This window comes from Streptomyces sp. NPDC030165 (assembly GCF_055573595.1).
Window position 1 is genome coordinate 191,445 of sequence record NZ_JBVIBD010000010.1, and the last position, 20,844, is coordinate 212,288.

General features: G+C 72.4%; 14 protein-coding genes. 5 read left to right on the forward strand and 9 right to left on the reverse strand.

Features of this window, described 5'->3' with window-relative positions; all coding sequences use genetic code 11:
- Positions 1-92: 92 nt before the first annotated feature.
- From ACZ4Z1_RS20715 to ACZ4Z1_RS20725, 3 genes are read right to left on the reverse strand one after another with little or no spacing between them, the layout of a single operon-like run.
- The gene (locus tag ACZ4Z1_RS20715; protein ID WP_468488047.1) at positions 93-2,120 is read right to left on the reverse strand and encodes a helicase-associated domain-containing protein; all 2,028 of its coding nucleotides are present in this window, start codon (positions 2,118-2,120) and stop codon (positions 93-95) included.
- Positions 2,121-2,134: 14 nt separating this feature from the next.
- Positions 2,135-3,955, reverse strand: coding sequence for an SWIM zinc finger family protein (locus tag ACZ4Z1_RS20720; protein ID WP_468488048.1), 1,821 nt, complete (start codon positions 3,953-3,955; stop codon positions 2,135-2,137).
- Complete coding sequence (locus tag ACZ4Z1_RS20725) at positions 3,952-7,047, reverse strand: SNF2-related protein (RefSeq protein ID WP_468488049.1); 3,096 nt, start codon at positions 7,045-7,047, stop codon at positions 3,952-3,954. The genes ACZ4Z1_RS20720 and ACZ4Z1_RS20725 overlap by 4 nt, the downstream gene beginning before the upstream one ends.
- Before the next feature lie 467 nt (positions 7,048-7,514).
- On the opposite strand from ACZ4Z1_RS20725, the gene ACZ4Z1_RS20730 reads away from it, so the two are divergent.
- Positions 7,515-9,032 (forward strand): UvrD-helicase domain-containing protein, encoded by a 1,518-nt coding sequence (locus ACZ4Z1_RS20730; RefSeq protein WP_468488148.1) that lies wholly within the window; start codon positions 7,515-7,517, stop codon positions 9,030-9,032.
- 343 nt (positions 9,033-9,375) lie between these two features.
- Entirely contained in the window at positions 9,376-9,798 is a 423-nt protein-coding gene (locus ACZ4Z1_RS20735) for a DUF6343 family protein (RefSeq protein ID WP_468488050.1), read from the forward strand.
- A gap of 30 nt (positions 9,799-9,828) precedes the next feature.
- On the opposite strand, the gene ACZ4Z1_RS20740 is transcribed toward ACZ4Z1_RS20735, so the two are convergent.
- The 3 genes from ACZ4Z1_RS20740 to ACZ4Z1_RS20750 form a co-directional block, all read right to left on the reverse strand.
- The gene (locus ACZ4Z1_RS20740; RefSeq protein ID WP_468488051.1) at positions 9,829-10,212 is read right to left on the reverse strand and encodes a tetratricopeptide repeat protein; all 384 of its coding nucleotides are present in this window, start codon (positions 10,210-10,212) and stop codon (positions 9,829-9,831) included.
- Positions 10,213-10,709: 497 nt separating this feature from the next.
- A complete protein-coding gene (gene coaE, locus ACZ4Z1_RS20745) occupies positions 10,710-11,306 on the reverse strand; it encodes a dephospho-CoA kinase (protein ID WP_468488052.1) in 597 nt (198 codons plus the stop codon).
- Positions 11,307-11,385: 79 nt separating this feature from the next.
- Positions 11,386-12,333: a proteasome assembly chaperone family protein gene (locus ACZ4Z1_RS20750; RefSeq protein ID WP_468488053.1), complete on the reverse strand. Its 948-nt coding sequence runs from the start codon at positions 12,331-12,333 to the stop codon at positions 11,386-11,388.
- A 499-nt stretch (positions 12,334-12,832) separates the two neighbouring features.
- Between ACZ4Z1_RS20750 and ACZ4Z1_RS20755 the strand changes: the two genes are divergently transcribed.
- Complete coding sequence (locus tag ACZ4Z1_RS20755; protein WP_468488054.1) at positions 12,833-13,834, forward strand: right-handed parallel beta-helix repeat-containing protein; 1,002 nt, start codon at positions 12,833-12,835, stop codon at positions 13,832-13,834.
- A 171-nt stretch (positions 13,835-14,005) separates the two neighbouring features.
- On the opposite strand, the gene rpsA is transcribed toward ACZ4Z1_RS20755, so the two are convergent.
- A complete protein-coding gene (rpsA, locus tag ACZ4Z1_RS20760; protein ID WP_030021005.1) occupies positions 14,006-15,523 on the reverse strand; it encodes a 30S ribosomal protein S1 in 1,518 nt (505 codons plus the stop codon).
- Between the two features lie 373 nt (positions 15,524-15,896).
- Here rpsA and ACZ4Z1_RS20765 point away from each other — a divergent pair, with 373 nt between their 5' ends.
- On the forward strand, positions 15,897-16,751 hold the full coding sequence (locus ACZ4Z1_RS20765) for a class I SAM-dependent methyltransferase (protein WP_468488149.1): 855 nt from the start codon (positions 15,897-15,899) through the stop codon (positions 16,749-16,751).
- Between the two features lie 177 nt (positions 16,752-16,928).
- Positions 16,929-19,595, forward strand: a complete 2,667-nt coding sequence (hrpB, locus tag ACZ4Z1_RS20770; protein ID WP_468488055.1) for an ATP-dependent helicase HrpB — start codon at positions 16,929-16,931, stop codon at positions 19,593-19,595.
- Here hrpB and pgfA read toward each other — a convergent pair.
- Both pgfA and ACZ4Z1_RS20780 read right to left on the reverse strand, forming a co-directional pair.
- Positions 19,582-20,574 carry a cell envelope lipid trafficking protein PgfA gene (gene pgfA, locus ACZ4Z1_RS20775; protein ID WP_468488056.1) on the reverse strand — a complete coding sequence of 331 codons (993 nt, stop codon included), beginning with the start codon at positions 20,572-20,574 and terminating at the stop codon, positions 19,582-19,584. The two genes, hrpB and pgfA, sit on opposite strands and share 14 nt — an antisense overlap.
- Positions 20,575-20,593: 19 nt before the next feature.
- A complete protein-coding gene (locus ACZ4Z1_RS20780) occupies positions 20,594-20,728 on the reverse strand; it encodes an SPW_0924 family protein (RefSeq protein WP_468488057.1) in 135 nt (44 codons plus the stop codon).
- Positions 20,729-20,844 lie beyond the last annotated feature (116 nt).

Below are 20,844 nucleotides of genomic sequence, written 5' to 3' on the forward strand. Positions count from 1 at the left end.
GGGGCCCCCGACAGTTCTCGTTCGCCCCTCCGACTTCTTGTCCCTTAACGCTACTTGACGTCACTGACAGTCACCGCCTTGCGCTCCGCACATCACTCCGAAAGGAGTCGCCGGGCGAGGGTCAGCGGCGTGGTGGCGGTGCCGGACGAGCTGACGCCGGCGCGGTGGCCGGCCCGGCGTTCGACGGACGCGGTGCCGGTCTCGGATTCGAAAGCGGGGGCGTAACCGGCGCCACGGAGCGCTTCGAGCGTCGCGGCGGGCGGCCGGGCACTGACCAGGACCGTGGGAGCGATGGCACGCAGGCCGAGTCCCTGAAGGACACGGTGGGCGGCGAGTTCGCGGATCAGCGCCTCGTCGTCGGAGCGGATGCAGCAGGCGGTGGGCAGTACGCGCATCCGGCCGTGGGCCCGGGCTATGTCCTGGATCAGGTAGGTCAGAGGCTGCGGCAGAGGGCCCGCCGCCGACACCTCGGCCAGGCCGGCGAGCAGGTCCGCGGCTCCGTGGCCGGTGTCGAGGGCACGGCGTACGGAAGCCGGGGTGAACCGCCAGGTCACAGCGTGGCCTTCGGATTCGCGGTCGGCGGCGGCGGAGAGCAGGTCGGCGAGGGCCGCCGACGGAGGCCCCGGCACGACGGCCGTCAGATCGGCCTGGAAGTGGGCCTGCTCGACCGGCGGCGGAAGGAGCTCCCGGAGAGCGGCGCCGAGCACTTCGGGATCCGCCGGGGACGCCGCGAGCAGGGCATGCCCCAGCGGCGTCAAGGCGCCGTGGGCGACGAGCGCGAGGAAGGCGGCCTCGTCGAGGATGTGGGCGGCACGGTCCTCGGCCAGGGGCTCGCCGACGACGGCCAGCGGACGGTGCCAGGCCGCGGCTTCCAGGAGAGCGGGCAGGTCGGGTCGGCCGTCCGGTGCCTCGGAGTGCCGGGATGAGAGAGGCGAGTCGGGCGAGAAGGACGACACGGATGAGGCGGATGGGTCGGACGAGAGGGCCGTACCCGCCGGAAGCGGGGAGGGCTGCGCGCCGGCCGGGGCGTCGGCCAGCGCTTTGAGAAGCGCGTGGCGCAGGGCCGGGGCGTGCCGGTCTTCGCCGCGCACCAAGGCGGTGGGGGTTTCGCCGAAGGGAGCGTAGGTGGGAATGGCCCAGAGGGTGGTCCAGGCGGTGAGGACCGGGGCCAGCCGCTCGCCGGGCGCCAGGGCCAGCCACGCGTCGTACGCCCCGGTGGGCATTGCCGTGATACCGGCGGGGGTCCGTGTCAGGGCGATGAGGTCGGCGGCGAGCACGAGGTCGAGCAGGAGGCGGGTGCGGGCCTCGGTCGTCCCCGCCGCCTTGGCCAGGCGCTTGATCTCGCGAACGGCCAGGCCACCGGTCTTACGGAGGGCCGCGGGCTGGACGGCGAGCGCGGCGAGCAGCCGGTCCAGGGTGGCCGCGAGGGCCGACGCGGCGGCTTGGGACTCGTCCCGGAGGGCGGCCGCGACGGAGGGGTCGGTTCCGGGTGCGGGGGCTTTGGGCCCGGCGGCTTCGGATGCGGGGGCTTCGGTCAGGGCGGTTCCGGTGGGGACGGGGGCTTCCGGAGCGCCTGCCTCCGGGAAGTGCGGGGCGACGGGAGTGAAGCTCCCCAGGTCGTGGGCGGCCAGAAGTTGCGGCGTACGCGGCGGGACCACGATGGCGCCGTCCTCGGTCGGGGCGGCGAGTCCGTCCGCGTAGAGGAGTTCCAGGGCGGCGGTGACGGCATCGCGGGCGGGGCCGGGGACGGCGGCGCCGAGGGCCCGGTAGGCGTCGTCCGCCGGGACCGGTTCGGTGGCCAGGTCCGGGAACGACAGCCGGTGTGCCATCAGTGACTGGTAGTCGGCTCCGGCGGTGGGGGCCGCTGGTACGGGGGCGGCGCCGCGGGCCAGGCCCTGGCTGATGCGGGCGGTGGCCGCAAGGAGGTGGAGGCGGGGGTGGTCGAGGTGGAGGACGGTGTGGTGGAGGGTTTCGTACGACCACAGGGCGCTGGCCAGCTCGCGGAGCCCGGTGGGCGCGGGCCTGCGGGACAGCGGTTCCGCATGGCGCGTGAGCAGGGCGGCCAGCTCTTCGGGAGTGCGCTGCGCGAGGGATCGGGTGAGTGTGTCGAGACCTTCCACGGCCCCGAGGTTAGTCATGGGCCGAGCAGCGCGCTGAGGGCCCCCACGGGGTCGGCGTCGGCGCGGCCGGTGGGCCACCAGTCGTCGGTGCCGGGGTCGGATTCGTACGGGTACCAGCGGTTGTCGTGGCCGAAGCGGAGCTGGATGCCGCGGGCGGGGTCGGTGAGGTGGTTGTACCGGGGTCTGAGGGCGGGGAGGCCGGCGACGATCAGGGCGCTGCGGGCGCGGTCGAAGTCGCCGGCCGGCGGGTTCCAGGTGGTGTCGAGCAGGGTCAGCCCTTCGTGGCCGCCCTGACGCCAGGCGGCCACGGCGCGCGCCACGTCCGTGACGGTGCGTCCGGTGGCCGCGGCAAGATCACGGTAGAGGGCGCGGGTGGTGGAGGTCAGACCGGCGGTGGGGTGGGCGGTGGCGGCCAGCCGGATGCCGTCCTGCCAGGGTGTGAGGGCGGGGAACGGGGACCGGCCGGACGCCGGCGGAAGGCCCGGTCCGGCCGGGTGCGTCAGCGGGGAACGGGGCCCGGCGGCCTGCGGTTCCGGAGCGGAGGCCGGTAGGGAACTCAGGTAGGCGTGCGCTCGGGCGGTGGCGTCGGTGGCGAGGAATTCGAGGGCGTCCGCGTCGAGCGGAAGCCCGTCGGCGTCCGGGAGGGCCTGGGCGTGCCCGGGCTGTGGCGGAAGGGGCATGGGTGGCGGGAGGGGCGGCAGCAGACGGTCGGCCAGGGCGGCTCGGGCGAGTACGCCACGGGGCGAGCGGGATTGCTCCGCCGGTCCCGAGGGCGCGGAATGCGGCGCGTACTGCGCCTCCGCGCCCTCGGCCGGTGCGTACTCCGCCTCCGTACCGTCGCTCGCCTCGCCCTCCTCCGGTGCCGCGAAACGCTCCGACGCGGTGGCGTCCCTCGACGTGGCGTCCCTCGACGTGGCAGGGCTCGCCGTGGCGTCCCTCGCCACCCTGGCAGCGGCCGCCGCCGCCCGTGCGTCAGCGCGGGGACCGCCGCGAGCAGCGGACGAGCGAGCGTCCGGCATCCGGACGTCGGACATGCGCACATCGGACAAGGGCCCGGCAGCCGCTCCCGGCGGCGCGAGCTGAGCGCTGCGGGATTCCCGGGCGGTGAGTGTCGCGTTGCGGCGCGACAGCTCGTCGAGGAGTTCGCGTTCGCCGCGGCCGCGCATGAGGAGCAGCACGAACGGGTCGGCGTCCAGCAGCCGCGCCACCTGGAAGCAGACGGCGGCGGCGTGCTTGCAGGGGTTGCCGTGGTCGGGGCAGGAACAGCGGGTCACGAGGTCGCCCGGGCCGGGCAGCAGCCGCACGCCCGCATCGGCGACGGCTCTCGGCAGCTTCTTGGCGAGGAGGGCGGTGAGCTGGGCAGGGTCGGCGGCGACCGAGTCCAGCAGGACGGTCCACTCGCCATCGGCGAGCTGCTGGAGGCGGATGACCACGTTGTACGGGCGCGGCCTGCTGCCCCGTACGGAGGCGGCGATGCGCCCGGGAGTGATGTTGATCGTGTCGACGTTGCCGTCTCGCGCGTACGTACGACCGCGGGCCAGACGGGCGGTGTCCAGGGCCGTGGTCTCCAGCGCGTCCAGCCAGGCGCTTCCCCACCACGACTCGGCGAACAGCCCCCGGGCGCCGGAACGCTGCGGCAGCGGCGGGAACGTACGCGACCGGTCGGAACGGTCCATGGTGCCTGGACGATCCACGGGCCCCGGGTGGCCTATGGCTCCCGTACGGCCCTGTCCGGCGCCGCGGCGGCCGGAACGGGCGGCCGGGGCCGCTGTCTCACCCGGTGACGGGTAGCGCTCGGCGCCGTCTCCGGGGAAGGGGCGTGGGCGGCGGCTCATGCGGCCCTCCTCAGGGAGACGAGGTCGGCGAGCTGGGCGTCGGTCAGTTCGGTCAGGGCGGTCTCGCCACCGGAGAGGACCGCGTCCGCGAGGGCCCGCTTGGCGGTGAGCAGTTCCGCGATGTTGTCCTCGACCGTCCCTTCGGCGATGAGCCGGTGGACCTGGACGGGCTGGGTCTGGCCGATGCGGTAGGCCCGGTCGGTGGCCTGCTCCTCGACCGCCGGGTTCCACCACCGGTCGTAGTGGATCACGTGACCGGCCCGGGTGAGGTTGAGGCCGGTGCCGGCGGCCTTCAGGGAGAGCAGGAAGACCGGCGTGCGGCCCGACTGGAACCGGTCGACCATCTCCTCGCGGGTCTTCACGGGCGTGCCGCCGTGCAGGAGGGCGTTGCCGATGCCGCGTGCGGTCAGGTGCTTCTCCAGCAGCCGCGCCATCTCCACGTACTGCGTGAAGATCAGCGTCGCGCCGCCCTCCGCGAGGATCGTGTCGAGCAGTTCGTCCAGCAGCTCCAGCTTCCCCGACCGGGCCGCCAGGCCGGGGGCGGCCTCCTTCAGGTACTGCGCGGGGTGGTTGCAGATCTGTTTGAGGGCGGTGAGCAGCTTCATGACGAGGCCGCGGCGGGCGATGCCCTCGGCCGCCTCGATACGGGCCAGGGTCTCGCGGACCACCGCCTCGTAGAGCGCGGCCTGCTCGCGGCCCAGCGCCACCGGGTGGTCCGTCTCGGTCTTGGGCGGCAGTTCGGGGGCGATGCCGGGGTCGGACTTCTTGCGGCGCAGGATGAACGGGCGGACCAGCCGGGCGAGGCGTTCGGCGGCTTCCGGGTCCTCGCCCCCTTCGACCTCACGCGCATACAGGGCGCGGAACGTCTTCAGGGAGCCGAGGAGGCCGGGGGTGGTCCAGTCGAGGAGGGTCCACAACTCGGACAGGTTGTTCTCGACGGGGGTGCCGGTGAGGGCGATGCGGGCCGGGGCCTTGATGCCGCGCAGTGCCTTGCCCGTGGAGGACCGCGGGTTCTTCACGTGCTGCGCCTCGTCCGCGACGACCCAGGCCCAGGAGCGGGCGGCCAGCGCGGCGGCGCTCGAACGCATCGTGCCGTACGTGGTCAGGACGAAGCCGCCGTCCACGTCGTCCACAGTGCGTCCGGTGCCGTGGAAGCGGCGTACGGGGACGCCGGGGGCGAAGCGCTCGATCTCGCGCTGCCAGTTGCCGAGGAGGGAGGCCGGGCAGACCACGAGGACGGGGGCGGCGGGCCGCTGGTGCAGGTGGAGGGCGATGACCGTGATGGTCTTGCCGAGGCCCATGTCGTCGGCGAGGCAGCCGCCGAGCCCGAGGGACGTCATACGGTCCAGCCAGGCCAGGCCGCGGAGCTGGTAGTCGCGCAGGGTCGCGTTCAGCCCGGCGGGCTGGGGTGGGACGGGCGCTTCCTGGGTCAGGCGGGAGCGCAGGGCCGCGAGGGCGCCCAGGGGCACCACCTCGACCTCCTCGCCGTCCACCTCGGTGGTGCCGTTCAGCGTCGCGGCCAGGGCGTCGACCGGGTCCAGGTAGCCCAGTTCGCGTTTGCGGGCCTTGCGGACGAGCGCCGGATCGACCAGCACCCACTGGTCGCGCAGCCGCACCACGGGCCGGTGGGCCTCCGCGAGGGTGTCCATCTCCGCCTCGGAGAGCGGCAGGCCGTCCAGAGCCACCTGCCAGCGGAACTGCAGCAGCTTCTCGGTATCGAAGAAACCGAACCCGTCGGCCGCGGAGCCGGGGGCCGGGCGGAGGACGGCAGCCGCGGTCAGCCCCCGGGCCAGCTCCTTCGGCCAGTGCACGGCGATGCCGGCGGCAGCCAGGCGAGGAGCCGCGTCACCCAGCAGCTCGTACAACTCCTCCTCGGTCAGCGGGAGGACGTCGGGCACCGGCCGCTCCAGGAAGCGGGACAGCGGGGGCCAGACGCGGGCGGCCCGGCGCAGGGCCAGGAGGGTGTCGACGCGGGCACGCGGGCCGAAGTGGTCGGGACCTTCGCCTTCCCACAGTTGTACGGCGTCGGTGACGAGGGTGGGGTCGGTGAGGCTGTGCACCTGGAGGACGGCCGCAGCGGCACTGCGTTCTTCCGCTGCGACAGAGGCCGGTGCGGCAGCGTCGGAGGCTGCGCCTTCCGCCATGTCCGTTGCGGCCGCGTCGGAGGCTGCGCCTTCCGCTACGTCCCCCTTCTCGTCCCGCATGTCGAAGAGCCCGTGGGCGGCCAGGTCGAGCCGCATCGACAGCCGCACCCCGGCGTCCACTCCCGCCGCCACTTCGGCAGCCCAGTCCCGCGCGCCGGGCAGGTACTGCGGCTCCGTCGCCGCGAAGGGGGCTCCGGTCAGATGCGCCGCCGCGGGAGTACGGGGCAACGCGTCCGCCACCGCGTCCACGAGAGCCCTGACCAGCAGCGCCGGATCGGGAACCTGCAAGGGACTGGTGTCCGGCAGCGGAACGGCGTACGCCTCGGACGGCATGGCGGCGGCGACCGCCCGCAGGTGCGCGACATCCTCGGGCTCCAGCGGACCGGCGCGCCAAGCGTCGAAGTCCTGGGCGGTCAGTCCGGGCAGGATCCGGCCGCGCGCGGCCAGGTTCAGAGCGTGCAGAACGGCCGCGCCCCAGCAGGCCACGGCGGGGTGAGCCGACGGATCGTGCCGGGCGCGAGCCAGCAGCGGCACCGCCTCGGCGAGGGGAAGCAGCACCGCGGGAACCGTACGCCTGCGGGCACCGTTGCCGTGCCGGCGCGCAACCGTCAGCTCGACCGCTTCCGCCGCACCAGCCGTCCCTGCCGTACCGACCGTCCCCGCGGCGTCAGCCACGGCCGTGGCCGTGCTCGGAAGGCGACCACCGTCCGGACGCCAGAAAGCGAACCGGCCCGCCCGCGGTGGCTCAGCAGGCAGGAAGACCGCGGCACAGCGGACGAACGCCGAACCGTTCCCACTCCCCCATTCCGATCCCTCTCGCTCCTCCCGCTCCTCCCGCCCCGCACGACCTGCGCGTCCTGCGGGACCTGCACGACCCACGGCACTCACAGCGGACGGCAGGCCGACCACAGGCGTCGACTGCCCCGCCGCCCCGCTGCCTTCCGCCATACCGCTGCCTTTCCCTCGCCGCGTCTCCTGCGCCCGTCTCGCCTCCGGTCCAGCCCTCGTCCCCGGCCTTTTCCCCGCCCCTCTTCCCGGTGCGCTCCTCGTCCCAGCCTTCACCCTTCGCCGCTCACGTCCCCACCATCCCCATCGGCCACTCCTCCGACCTGCGAGTTTACGGTCGTCCACACCCACCCCTGCCTTCCGCTGCCGGCCGGCGACAGTGACGGACCGGAGCCGGCACCGCGCCGAAAGCGCCGCGACCGAGTCCGACCCGATCGATCCGCGTGAGGTCGATGGAAGCAGACGGCACTGACAACGGCCCCGCCGACGAGCGCCGGGACGAAGTTATCCACAGGTCGCGAGAGAAATCCCACGGCCGGCTCGCGATCGGCTACCGTCGATTCAGTCGTCACGCACAGTGACGAAAAGCTACAGAGCGAGGAGCAGCCATGCACCGTCCGACCGTCGTCATGAGCCGTCCGACAGCCGAGCAGACCGCCGCCGCGGACGCCTTCCGCACCGGCGACCACCTCGTGATCCAGGCCGGGGCCGGCACGGGCAAGACGACCACGCTCGCCACGCTGGCCCTCTGCCCGCCCCCGCGCGGGCGTCCACCGTGCGGACAGGGCCGCTACATCGCTTTCAACAGGTCGATCGCGCGGGACGCCTCCCGGCGCTTCCCCCGCCACGTCACGTGCAGTACCGCCCACGCGCTCGCGTACGCGTCCGTCGGCAAGGACTACCAGGCCCGGCTGAACGCCCCTCGGCAGGCGGGCTGGCGCATCGGTGCCGCCCTGGGCATCGACGCCGGGATGAACGTACGCATCGGTGCCCGCCGGATCGGCAACAAGGCGCTGTCGTACTCGGCCCTGCGCACCGTGACCCGGTTCTGCCAGACCGCCGATTCGGACCTCACGGACCAGCATGTGCCACGGCTGCGCGGAGCCGAGGCGGACGTGCTGCACGAGCAGCTGACAGAGATCGTCCTGCCCTTCGCGCGCAAGGCATGGGCCGATCTCCAGCACCCCGAGCGGGGCACCGTGCGTTTCGAGCACGATCACTACCTGAAGATGTGGGCACTGGGCGCCCCGAAGATCACGGCGGACTTCCTCCTGCTCGACGAGGCCCAGGACACCAACCCCGTGGTCGAGCGGATCTTCACCTCCCAGCGCGGACATGCCCAGCTGGTCATGGTCGGGGACTCCGCGCAGGCCATCTACGGATGGCGCGGAGCACGCGACGTGATGAGTACCTTCGACGGCCGGCAGCTGACCCTGTCCCGTTCCTTCCGCTTCGGCCCGGCGCTGGCCGAGGAAGCCAATCGCTGGCTGGCCATCGTCGGCGCACCGATTCGGCTCGACGGCTCACCCTGCCTGGTCACCGAGCTGGAGAAGGTCCCGAGACCGGACGCGGTCCTGTGCCGGACCAACGTCGGAGCGATGGTGGAGGTGATACGGCAGCTCGAACAGGGCCGCCGGGTGGCGCTGGCGGGTGGCGGCGGGACGCTGGCCGCGCTGGCGCAGGCCGCACACGACCTCAGATCGGGGCGCCGCCCGTCCCACCCCGATCTGATGCTCTTCGAGTCCTGGGAGGAGCTGCGGGAGTACGCCGGGTACGACCCGTCCGGCCGGGATCTCCAGCCCTTGGTCGAACTCGTCGACGAACACGGCACAGAAGCCCTGCTGCAAGCACTGGACCGCTTGTCCGAGGAGGAAACAGCCGAGGTCACGGTCTCGACGGCACACCGGGCCAAGGGGCGGGAGTGGCCGACGGTCCGGATCGCGGAGGACTTCACGGGCCCTGACGACCTCGACGAACGCGACGCGGACGGAGAACCGCTCCCCGGGCCCATCGACCTCGCGGAAGCGCGCCTGGCCTACGTGGCCGTCACGCGGGCCCGGACCCACCTCGACATCGGCGGCCTGACATGGCTCAACAGCCACCCGGCCGGCGACCCCCGCCCGGGCCTGCCACGGGGATCACCGTGAGCGCGGCAGAGATCGATGCCGACCGGAGCCGGTCTCCGGTGCAGACCTGGCGTCCGATCACGAACCACATGACGCGAACCACGGGTCAGGAGGACCCTGAAAGGAGAGACACACCGCAGAGCCTGCAACAGGAACGTCCTCAGCGCCGCGCTCGGCCTACGGTCTCGGCGCTCGGCGCTCGGCGCTCGGCGCTCGGCGCTCGGCGCTCGGCGCTCGGCAACAGACGGTGCTGGACGGCCGAGGACAACGGTGCACCGTGCAGACGCGCACAGGGCAAGACAACACACGACAACACACGACACAAAACGTGACACATGCGAGGAGCGATGTGTGGTGAGTGGTGATGCGTACCGGTAATGAGCCTCTCCAGGCGCGCAGCCCGCTGAAGATGCGACGTGGGCTGGCGTTGTGGGGGATGTTGTGGGCCGCGGCAGGCACGGTGGCGTTCGTGCTGGCCGGCAGGCCGGAGTGGGCGGCAGCGTGCGCCGTGGTGACCGCACTCGCCGCCACCGACCTGGCGATGGTGATACGGCACATCCACCAAGGGCCGCACTACCAGCCGGGGAGGGACGTGCCGCCGTACGAACCCGACCACGGCCCAGGCCCCCGGCCATCCCGCCGCAGCCCGGCCGACCTCGGCTGGAACGGCCATGGGCGAGGTGATCACGGCATAGGCAGCCGGGGCCGGGACCGGCCTGGCGCGGGTAGGAGCGATGACGACAACGGGGAAGGGGGTGACCGAGGGCGCATAGGCGACGGCCGCTAGCGGAAGAGCAACCGGGTCGCGAGTCGCGTCCTACGCCTCTTCGGGGTCTGTCGGCGGTTCGAAGCGGGCGGCTTCGATGAAGTCGGGGCGGGGGTCGAGAGCCGCGGCCAGACGGAAGTGGCGCTGGGCTTCCTCCGGGCGGTTGGCGCGCTGAAGAGTGCGGGCCAGGGCGAAGTGGGCGAAGGCGTTGTCCGGTTCACGTTCCAGGACGATCTGGAATTCCAGTTCGGCCGGACGGAGTTGGGCAGCGAGGAAGAAGGCACGGGCGCGCAGCAGGCGGGCCGCGGTGTTCTCCGGGTGAGCGGCGATGACGGGGTCCAGAAGTTGCACAGCGCCGCGCGCGTCGCGGGCCGCCAGCAACTGCTCGGCGGCCCGGAAGTCGATGACGTTCGTCTCAGGGCTGCGTTCGGCCACGGCCGTCTCCTCTCCCGTACCACGGGCCACCAGCCGCACGTAGCTCGCCGCTTCGGTTCGGGCAAGCACATGCGTCACCCGCTCCGCGGGCGTTACGTGCGGCACAACAAGCGCCTCCCTCGTCGAATTCCCCACCCGGCCGGCTCGCAACCTGACGTCCGTTGTTCGCATGGTCCGTTCGATGCCGTGTACGACGCCGGTGTGCGGAGGCCAGTCGCGCGGCCCTCAGCGGGTGCCTCGGTATCCGTGACCACACTCGGGTGACTGGCAGCTGCCCCGTACCCGCTTGCCGTCCGGCGGCTCCCAGAGGCTCCTGCCGGTCACCACCGATCACCACCGATTCACCGGGGATGATCTGCGCGGGAGCCAGCGGCTCGGACTCCGGGTCCGTGTCACGCCGGGAATGCTGACGACGAACGGGCCGACGGGGAACCAATGGGCCGGGCGCTGCGCCGGTCCGACCCGCCCCTTCGGCAGGCCGCCACGCAAGGCTGCGCTCAGCTCGCCCGCTCGCGCAGGTGTTGCCACACCTTGCGTACCTGGGGTTCGAGGGCTTCCAGCGGGCCGTCGTTGTCGATGACGAGGTCGGCGATGGCCAGGCGGTTTTCGCGCGTCGCCTGTGCCTCCATGCGGGCCTTTGCCTCACCCTCGGCCATGCCGCGCAGCCGTACCAGGCGGTCGAGTTGGGTGTGCGGGGTGGCGTCGACCACGATGACCAGGTCGTACAGGGGGGCGAGGCCGTTTTCGGTGAGGAGGGGGACGTCGTGTACGACCACCGCGTCCGGGCCGGCCGCTGCTTCCAGTTCGGCCGACCGGGCGCCCACCAGGGGGTGCACGATCGCGTTCAGCGCCTGGAGTTTCTCCGGGTCGTTGAAGACGATCGCGCCCAGTTTGGGCCGGTCCAGGGTGCCGTCGGCGGACAGCACGTCCTCGCCGAATGCCGCGGTCACGGCGGCGAGTCCGGGCGTGCCCGGCTCGACCACCTCGCGTGCGATCTTGTCGGCATCCACGATCACCGCGCCGTACGACGCGAGCAGCCGCGACACCTCGCTCTTGCCCGCGCCGATACCGCCCGTAAGTCCCACCTTCACCATGGGGCCCACGCTATACGGCCCGCTCCGCCCCCGGCCATGGCCACGGTCATGGCCACCGGACGGGGACGGCAGGTGGCTCTCAGGCGCTGCCGCCCTCGCCTTCGCGTTCCGCCAGGAAGCGTTCCAGTTCCCGGCCGATCTCGTCCGCGGACGGGAGTTCCATCGGCTCGGCGACCAGGTTGCCCCGGCTCTCCGCGCCGGCCACGGCGTCGTACTGGTGCTCAAGGCCGCTCACCAGAGCGACCAGTTCCTCGTCCCCCTCGGCGATCTGCCGCTCGATCTCCTCCTGGGTGCGCAGCGCCTCCGTACGCAGCGAGTGCGCCGCAGTCGGCAGCACCAGCCCGGTGGCGGCCGTCACCGCTTCGAGCGCCGTCAGCGCCGCGTCCGGGTACGGGGAGCGGGCCACGTAGTGCGGTACGTGGGCGGCCACGCCCAGCACGTCGTGGCCGGCCTCCGCGAGCCGGAACTCGATCAGCGACTCGGCGCTGCCCGGGACCTGGGCCTCGTCGAAGAAGCTGCTGTGGCCGGGCATGAGGTCGGTGCGGTTGCCGTGCGGCGTGAGGCCCACGGGGCGAGTGTGGGGGACGCCCATCGGGATGCCGTGGAAGTTGACCGCCAGCCGTACGCCGAGCCGCTCCACCATCTGCCGCACCGCGGCGGCGAAACGCTCCCACTCCACGTCCGGCTCCGGGCCGGACAGCAGCAGGAACGGCGCGCCGGTGGCGTCCTCGACGAGCCGCAGTTCGATGCTCGGGGTCTCGTAAGCGGTCCAGCGGTGGTGCTGGAAGGTGAGCAGCGGCCTGCGGGCGCGGTAGTCGACGAGCCGGTCGTGGTCGAAGCGGGCGACGACCCGGTGGGTGAGGCCGCCCAGCAGCCGCTCCACGATCTGGTCGCCGGTCTCACCGGCATCGATGTAGCCGTCGAAGTGGTACAGCAGCACCAACCCCGCGGAGTCCCGCGCGGTGATCGCCTCGACCGCCGCGAGCCCGCTCGGCTCCCATTCGTACAAACCCTGGGGATCCAACACAGTGTCCGCTCCTCCTCGATGTCCGTCCCCCAGAACGTCGGACGTGCCTCCGGCATTCCCGCCGCCATCCGCCACACGCACCACCGCGACCGCGGATTCCGGGAAGGCGGAGCACCGGCGGGCGCCGCCTGGCGGGTGCATGTGACGGCAACGCTGACCGGTGCCTCACAGGAGGCATGGATCATGTACGCGCGTTCATGTCGGTGAACCCTGGCGGGCCGCCCCCAGTTCGGAGCCAAGAATCCGGGCCGGGCTGCAACGTCAGGCGAGTCCGGCTTTCGGGTCCGACTTTCCCGTTCGGCACAGCAGAACGGCAGTACAGAGCGGCAGTGCAGAGCGGCAGCACGGAGCGGGCGCACGACGGACCACCACGCTTCCACGCCGCAGCCCCAACGCCCCACCCGCCACGCCCCGTTGACCCCGCACCGTTAGGTGCTACCTTCACCACCGTTCCCTGTTCATGTTGACGTTCTTCGTTCACGTACAGGAAGGCCCATCGATGCATAAGCGTTCCGTTCTGCCGCTTTCCGTCACCGCGTTTCTCAGTGTCGGCGCCCTGCTCCCGGCCTCCGCGACGGCGCACGGGAGCGCCCCGGGCGGCCCGGGCTCCGCGCCGGCCGTCGCCCGCATCATTGACGTCTCCACGGCTGCCCAGCTCAAGAGCGCGCTGTCGGCTGCCAGGCCGGGCGACACCATCCGGCTCGCGGACGGCACGTACCAGGGCAACTTCAAGGCCACCACCGCGGCCGGCGCCTCGGCGCGGATCACTCTCAGCGGCTCCGCCAAGGCCGTTCTGCGTGCGAGTGGCGGTTACGGGCTCCACCTGGACGGCGCCTCGTACTGGACGGTACGGGGGATCACCGTCACCGGCGGCCAGAAGGGCATTGTGACGGACGCGGCGAACGGCGTGGTCCTCGACTCCGTCACCGTGCACGGTCTGGACATGGAGGGCGTGCATTTCCGTAAGTCCAGCAAGGACGGCGTCCTCAAGGACTCGCGGATCCACGACACCGGGCGGGACGGCAGCGGTATGGGTGAGGGGGTCTATGTGGGCAGTGCGGGCGGTAACGGGGACAGGAGCGACAACGTACAGATCCTGCGCAACACCATCGGGCCCGGCGTCGGCGGCGAGAACATCGACATCAAGGAGGGCACCACCGGCGCGAAGATCATCGGCAACACCTTCGACGGCAGCGGGCTGACCGGCACCCACTACGACGACTCGTGGGCCGACATCAAGGGCAACAAGGTCCTGGTGGAGAACAACACCGGCAAACACACCCGTAACAACGGGTACGAGACGCACAGCCAGCAGCCGGGCTGGGGCTGCGGCACGGTCTTCCGCAACAACCGGTCCGATCTGAGCGGAGCCGCCGGCCCGAACCGCTACGGCTTCCACATCACCAACTACGACGCGTCCGGCTGCCCGGTCACGATCACCGGCGACAACAAGGTCACCGGCGGACGCGGGATCGCCACCCCGGGCGTCCCCGTCGGATAGCGACCTCCAACTCCTGAGCCCCCGCTCTCACCCCGCAGCTCCCTCAGCCCCCGCCCCGAACACACGACGAAGGCCCGCCCCCACGAGGGGGGGGCGGGCCTTCCATGTCCTACCGGCCGGTATCGATCTACCAGCTAGGGCCTATCGGCTACCGGGACCGGCTGACGCGGTTCAGCTCTGGCCGCCGGCCAGCTTCTCGCGCAGCGCGGCCAGGGCCTCGTCCGACGCCAGGGCGCCGGAGTTGTCCGCCGACTCCGAGGAGTACGAGCCACCGGAGACGTTGCCGCCGCCGGCGTTGCCCGAGCCGCCCGCGGCCGGAGCCGCCGCGCCCTCGGCCGCAGCCTGCTCGTCGGCCTCGCGGGACTTGATGACCTGGGCCTGGTGCTGCTCGAAGCGCTGCTGCGCCTCGGCGTACTGGGTCTCCCAGGCCTCGCGCTGGGCCTCGTAGCCCTCCAGCCAGTCGTTGGTCTCCGGGTCGAAGCCCTCGGGGTAGATGTAGTTGCCCTGGTCGTCGTAGGACGCGGCCATGCCGTACAGGGTCGGGTCGAACTCGACCGCCGTCGGGTCGGCGCCGAAGGACTCGTTGGCCTGCTTCAGCGACAGCGAGATCCGGCGACGCTCCAGGTCGATGTCGATGACCTTGACGAAGATCTCGTCGTTGACCTGGACGACCTGCTCCGGGATCTCCACGTGGCGCTCGGCCAGCTCGGAGATGTGGACCAGGCCCTCGATGCCCTCGTCGACGCGCACGAACGCACCGAACGGAACGAGCTTGGTGACCTTACCCGGGACGACCTGACCGATCTGGTGGGTCCGGGCGAACTGCTGCCACGGGTCTTCCTGGGTCGCCTTGAGCGACAGGGACACGCGCTCGCGGTCCATGTCGACGTCCAGGACCTCGACCGTGACCTCCTGGCCGACCTCGACGACCTCGGACGGGTGGTCGATGTGCTTCCAGGACAGCTCGGAGACGTGCACCAGGCCGTCGACGCCACCCAGGTCCACGAAGGCACCGAAGTTGACGATGGAGGAGACGACGCCGGAGCGCACCTGGCCCTTCTGGAGGGTGGTGAGGAAGGTCTGGCGGACCTCGCTCTGGGTCTGCTCCAGCCAGGCACGGCGGGACAGGACCACGTTGTTGCGGTTCTTGTCCAGCTCGATGATCTTGGCCTCGAGCTCCTTGCCCACGTAGGGCTGCAGGTCGCGCACGCGGCGCATCTCGACCAGGGAGGCCGGCAGGAAGCCACGGAGGCCGATGTCGAGGATGAGACCACCCTTGACGACCTCGATGACGGTACCGGTGACGATCCCGTCCTCTTCCTTGATCTTCTCGATGGTGCCCCAGGCACGCTCGTACTGGGCGCGCTTCTTCGAGAGGATCAGGCGGCCTTCCTTGTCCTCCTTCTGGAGAACAAGGGCCTCGATCTCGTCACCGACGGCGACGACCTCGTTGGGGTCGACGTCGTGCTTGATCGAGAGCTCGCGGCTCGGGATAACGCCTTCGGTCTTGTAACCGATGTCGAGCAGGACCTCGTCCCGGTCGACCTTCACGATGACGCCGTCGACGATGTCGCCGTCGTTGAAGTACTTGATCGTCTCGTCGATCGCGGCGAGGAAGGCTTCCTCGTTACCGATGTCGTTGACCGCAACCTGCGGGGTGGTGGCGGTGGTCTCGGTGCTGCTCGTCATGTGGGAAAGGGCTCCGGTACGGACATTGAAGTCGTAGGTACTGCTACGCCGGGAGCCTGTATCGCTTCTGCATAAGACCGGACAGCGTCAGGGACGCTTGACGCGGCACTTCCGAATGAACCGAAGCACCGGCAGCGTCCCGAAAACCGAGGGGACATACATACAGATGCGAGCGCGACCTGCTCCGTCTGAGGTGCGCAGGCCCGCAGCGCAACTTGTAGCATACGGGGGCAGCCGGACACGGTCAATGCGCGAAGGCGCACACCCGGGGCGGAACGCCCCATAACCGGCGCACACCATGTTCCGCGAGGCCGTCGGGGCCTCTCGGCCACCGGCAGCCACAAGCTCAGCGAAGAGTACGACGACGGGCGTGATGATCCAAGAGTACGAGCCGGAGGCGACACGACGTGCCGCCTCGGACACCGAGAGCAGCCGGGCCAGCCGAGGCTGGTGGGACCGCAACGCGGACGAGTACCAGAACGACCACGGAGCGTTCCTCGGGGACGACCGGTTCATCTGGGGCCCCGAGGGGCTGGACGAGGCGGAGGCCGGGCTGCTGGGGCCCGCGACGGAGCTGAAGGGGCGGCGCGTCCTGGAGATCGGCGCGGGCGCGGCCCAGTGTTCGCGCTGGCTGGCGGCGCAGGGCGCCCACCCGGTGGCGCTCGACCTCTCGCACCGGCAGCTCCAGCACGCCCTGCGGATCGGTACGGGGGCGGAGTCCGCGGGCGCGGCCCGTACCTGCGTCCCGGGCGTGTCGGCGCAGCTCGATCTGGTCGAGGCGGACGCCGGCGCGCTGCCCTTCCGGGACGCCTCCTTCGACCTCGCGTGCTCCGCGTACGGGGCGGTCCCCTTCGTCGCCGACCCGGTACGCGTGATGCGGGAGGTACGGCGGGTACTGCGGCCGGGCGGGCGCTGGGTGTTCTCGGTGACCCACCCCATCCGCTGGGCCTTCCCCGACGAGCCGGGCCCCGAGGGCCTGAGCGTGGGCGCGTCGTACTTCGACCGCACGCCCTACGTCGAGCAGGACGAGACGGGCCGCGCGGTGTACGTGGAGCACCACCGGACGCTCGGCGACCGGGTACGGGACGTGGCCGCAGCGGGCTTCCGGCTGGTGGACCTGGTCGAGCCGGAGTGGCCGGAATGGAACACCCAGGAGTGGGGCGGCTGGTCGCCACTGCGCGGGAATCTGATCCCCGGTACGGCGATCTTCGTCTGCGTCGCGGACTGAACGCGGACTGAACAGGGGCCGCGCCGCGGGATGACATATCCGCGTCGCGGACTCAGGGATCCGCCTCGCGGACCGAAAGAACGGTCCGGCACCGGACCGCGCGGCCCCGCACCAGCCCGCACGGACCCGCCTCGGGCCCGCCCGCCTCCCTACACGGCAGTCCGGGAAACTGGTGGCGTGATCCACCACGACGCCCTCGCCCAGTTGCCCGTACGGACCGCCCTGCCCGCCCTGGAGGACGCGCTGGACCGGCGCGGCGCGGCGGTGCTCTGTGCGCCTCCGGGCACCGGCAAGACGACCCTGGTGCCGCTGGCGCTGGCCGGTCTGACCGGTCTGACCGGTCCGGAGGACCCTGCGGGTGGCCGCCCCCGCCGCGTGCTCGTCGCCGAGCCGCGCCGGATCGCCGCCCGCGCCGCGGCCCGGCGGATGGCGTGGCTCCTGGGAGAGCAGGTGGGCGGCCGGGTGGGCTTCACCGTGCGCGGCGAGCGCAAGGCCGGTCCCCGTACGGTCGTGGAGGTCGTGACGACCGGTGTGCTGCTGCAACGGTTGCAGCGTGACCCTGAGCTGTCGGGTGTCGATGCCGTGATGCTGGACGAGTGCCACGAGCGGCACCTGGACGCCGACACCGCCGCCGCCTTCCTCCTGGACGTACGCGCGACGCTGCGCCCGGAACTGCGGCTGATCGCGGCCTCGGCGACGACGGACGCGGCGGTCTGGGCCCGCCTGCTGGGCGGGGACGGCGCGGGCGCTCCGGTGGTGGAGGCCGCAGGGGTCTCCCATCCCGTGGAGGTCGTCTGGGCGCCGCCGGAGCGGCCGGTGCGGCCCGCGCACGGTATGCGGGTCGATCCGGCGCTGCTCGGGCACGTCGCGGCGACGGTGCGGCGGGCGTTGCGCGAGCGACCGGGGGACGTGCTCTGCTTCCTGCCCGGCGTGGGCGAGATCGCCCGGGTCGCGGGACAGTTGAGTGATCTTGTGGACACCGGTACCGAGGTGGTGCAGGTGCACGGGCGGGCGCCGGCCGCCGTGCAGGACGCCGTGCTGGCGGGGGGTACGGGCCGGCGCCGGGTGGTGCTGGCGACCTCGGTGGCCGAGTCGAGTCTGACGGTGCCGGGCGTGCGGGTGGTCGTGGACTGCGGGCTGGCGCGGGAGCCCCGTACCGATCATGCGCGCGGGCTGAGCGCGCTGACGACCGTACGGGCCTCTCAGGCATCGGCCCGGCAGCGTGCGGGGCGGGCCGGGCGTGAGGCGCCGGGAACGGTCTACCGCTGCTGGTCCGAAGGCGAGGACGTGCGGCTGCCGCGCTTCCCGGCGCCGGAGATCAAGGTCGCGGACCTCACCGCGTTCGCGTTGCAGGCCGCCTGCTGGGGCGATCCGGACGCGGCGGGCCTGGCGCTGCTCGACGCGCCGCCCGCCGGCGCGCTGGCCGCGGCGCGTGAGGTGCTGACGGCGATCGGCGCGGTGGACGCGGACGGGCGGGTCACGGACCGCGGTGTACGGATGTCCCGGCTCGGTCTGCATCCGCGCCTGGCGCGCGCCCTGCTGGACGGCGCGCGGCAGGTCGGTGAGCGCCGTGCTGCCGAGGTGGTCGCGCTGCTGAGCGAGGAGCCGCCGCGGGAGTACGGGGACGATCTGGCCGCTGCGTGGCGTACGGCCCGGCGGGGACAGGACACGTACGGTGCCCGCTGGCGCCAGGAGGCCCGCCGGCTGGCCTCGGCGGTGACGGGATCACGGGAGGGCGCGCGGGAGCGTTCCGGGGCGCGTACGGACTCGCGGGAGCGGCCCGACGCGCGGACGCATCCGGGACCGGTAGCCGCCGGTCCGGTCCCTTCCGCCGTCCGTGCCGGTGACCAGGCGGCTGCCGGTGACGACGTGGCCGCCGGTCTGGTGGCCGCCCTCGCGTTCCCCGAGCGGGTGGCGCGGGCCCGTGGCGCGGGCGCGTTCCTGATGGCGTCCGGAACCGGTGCTGAGCCGGCGGACGGTTCGCGGCTGCGCAGCGCGCCGTGGCTGGCGGTGGCGGTCGCCGACCGGCCCGTGGCGGCGGCGTCCGCACGGGTGCGGCTGGCGGCCGTGATCGACGAGGCCACCGCGCGCGCCGCGGCCGGGGCGCTGTACACGGCGGGCGAGGAGGTCCGCTGGGCCGGCGGGGACGTGGTGGCCCGTTCCGTCGAACGGCTCGGCGCCGTCGAACTGGTGGCCCGCCCGCTCCGCTCCCCCGGCCCCGCCCTCGTCCGGGAGGCCCTGGAGGACGGGCTGCGCGAGGACGGGCTCGGGCTGCTGCGGTGGTCCGACGGCGCGCGGTCGCTGCGGCAGCGGATGGCCTTCCTGCACCGGGTGGTGGGCGACGACTGGCCCGACGTGTCGGACGCGGCGCTGCTCGAGCGGCTCGACACGTGGCTGGGTGTGGAGCTGGGCCGGGCGCGGCGGCGTGCCGACCTGGAGCGGATCGACGCGGGCCAGGCGCTGGCCCGGCTGCTGCCGTGGGCGAGCGGGGCGGCGGTCCGGTTCGACGAGCTGGCGCCGGAGCGCATCGAGGTGCCGAGCGGTTCGCGGATCCGGGTGGACTACGGGGGTGAGCAGCCCGTGCTGGCCGTCAAGCTCCAGGAGCTGTTCGGCTGGCAGGAGTCCCCGAGGGTGGCGGGCGGCCGCGTCCCCGTGCTCGTACACCTGCTGTCCCCCGCCGGGCGGCCGGCTGCCGTCACGGCCGACCTGGCGTCCTTCTGGAAGGACGGTTACCGGTCCGTACGGGCCGAGTTGCGCGGCCGGTATCCGAAGCACCCCTGGCCCGAGGACCCGTCCGGCGCCCAGCCGACCCGGCACACGACGGCGCGTCTCAAGCGGAGCTGATGCGCTCGGTACGGTCCGGCTCCGGGCGCGCCCGGTCCGGACGGCGGCCGCGGGCCTCCAGGACGAGGCTCAGGGCGAGCAGTGCGGCGCCGAGGGCGAGGAAGCCCCAGGGCAGGTAGCTGGTGAGGAGCAGGACGAGCCGGCGCTGGGAGGTCACCAGGTCGACCGTGGCGGCCACGTAGTCCGGCCGCATCTTGACGTGTCCGGAGAAGGCGGTGACCTTGCCGCCGCCGGGGACGAGGCTGCCGCCGCGCAGCTCCTCCCGGTGGATCTCCTCCCCGTTGACGGGCGCGCCGGTGACCGGATCCACCCAGAACATCCGCTTGGTGCTGTACCAGCGGCTGGTGCCGGCCTTCTCGACGGCCTGGGGGGTGATGCCCTGGACCGGCATCTTCTTCGGGAGCGGCACTTTGGTCCAGGGGATGGTCTGCTCGAAGTAGTAGACGTCCAGGCCCCGGAAGGTGTGGGTGCCCTTGTAGTGGATGGGGGCGGAGGTGCGGGTCTGTGCGTCGAAATAGTCGTAGTCGCGCGGTTCCGTGAGGAAGGGCCACTTGAACTCGATGCCGGTACGCCGTACGGGGTCGCCGTCGACCATTTCGCCGGTGGCGTGCACGGGTTCCTGGGTGTGGGCGTCGAAGATGTAGCGCTCGGGGATCTGCGAGACCATCTTGCCGTCGGGGCCCACGACGTAGGAGAGCGCGTCCCAGACCACGACGTCGCGGCCGGCGGTCCGTTCGATGCGTTCGGACTCCTCGACGTTGCCCTTGAGCGTCTGGACGATGGAGACCTTGGGGACCTGGCGGGCCTTCATCGTGCCGTAATCGAGGAGGGTGGCGGGCTCGGCCTCCAGGACCATGTCCTGGTACTGGTTCGGCGGGATCTTGGCGAGCCGCGGGAAGGCGTACCAGCGCAGCAGCGGGGACAGCGCGGCGAAGAAGACGGCGAAGGCGAGCAGGACCAGGCTGGCTTTGCGTCGCATGACGGCGGCGCCCTCCCTCTCAGGGGTGTGCGGGGACCGTGGTGCGCAGCGGTTCGGGTGAGGTCTCGCCGCTGGGCGCGCCGGCCGCGGTGGCGGCGAGGACGAGGGCGAAGGCCGCGGCCAGTCCGATCGCGGCGGCGGTCAGTGCGCGCATGGTCGGCCTCCCTTGAGAGCCTGTGGCAGGGCGTCAGGGCGTCAGGCTGGGGCACCGTAGCAACGGGCGGCGCAGATGAGAACACGTTGCACCACGACCGCGGCCCGTGACTCCGT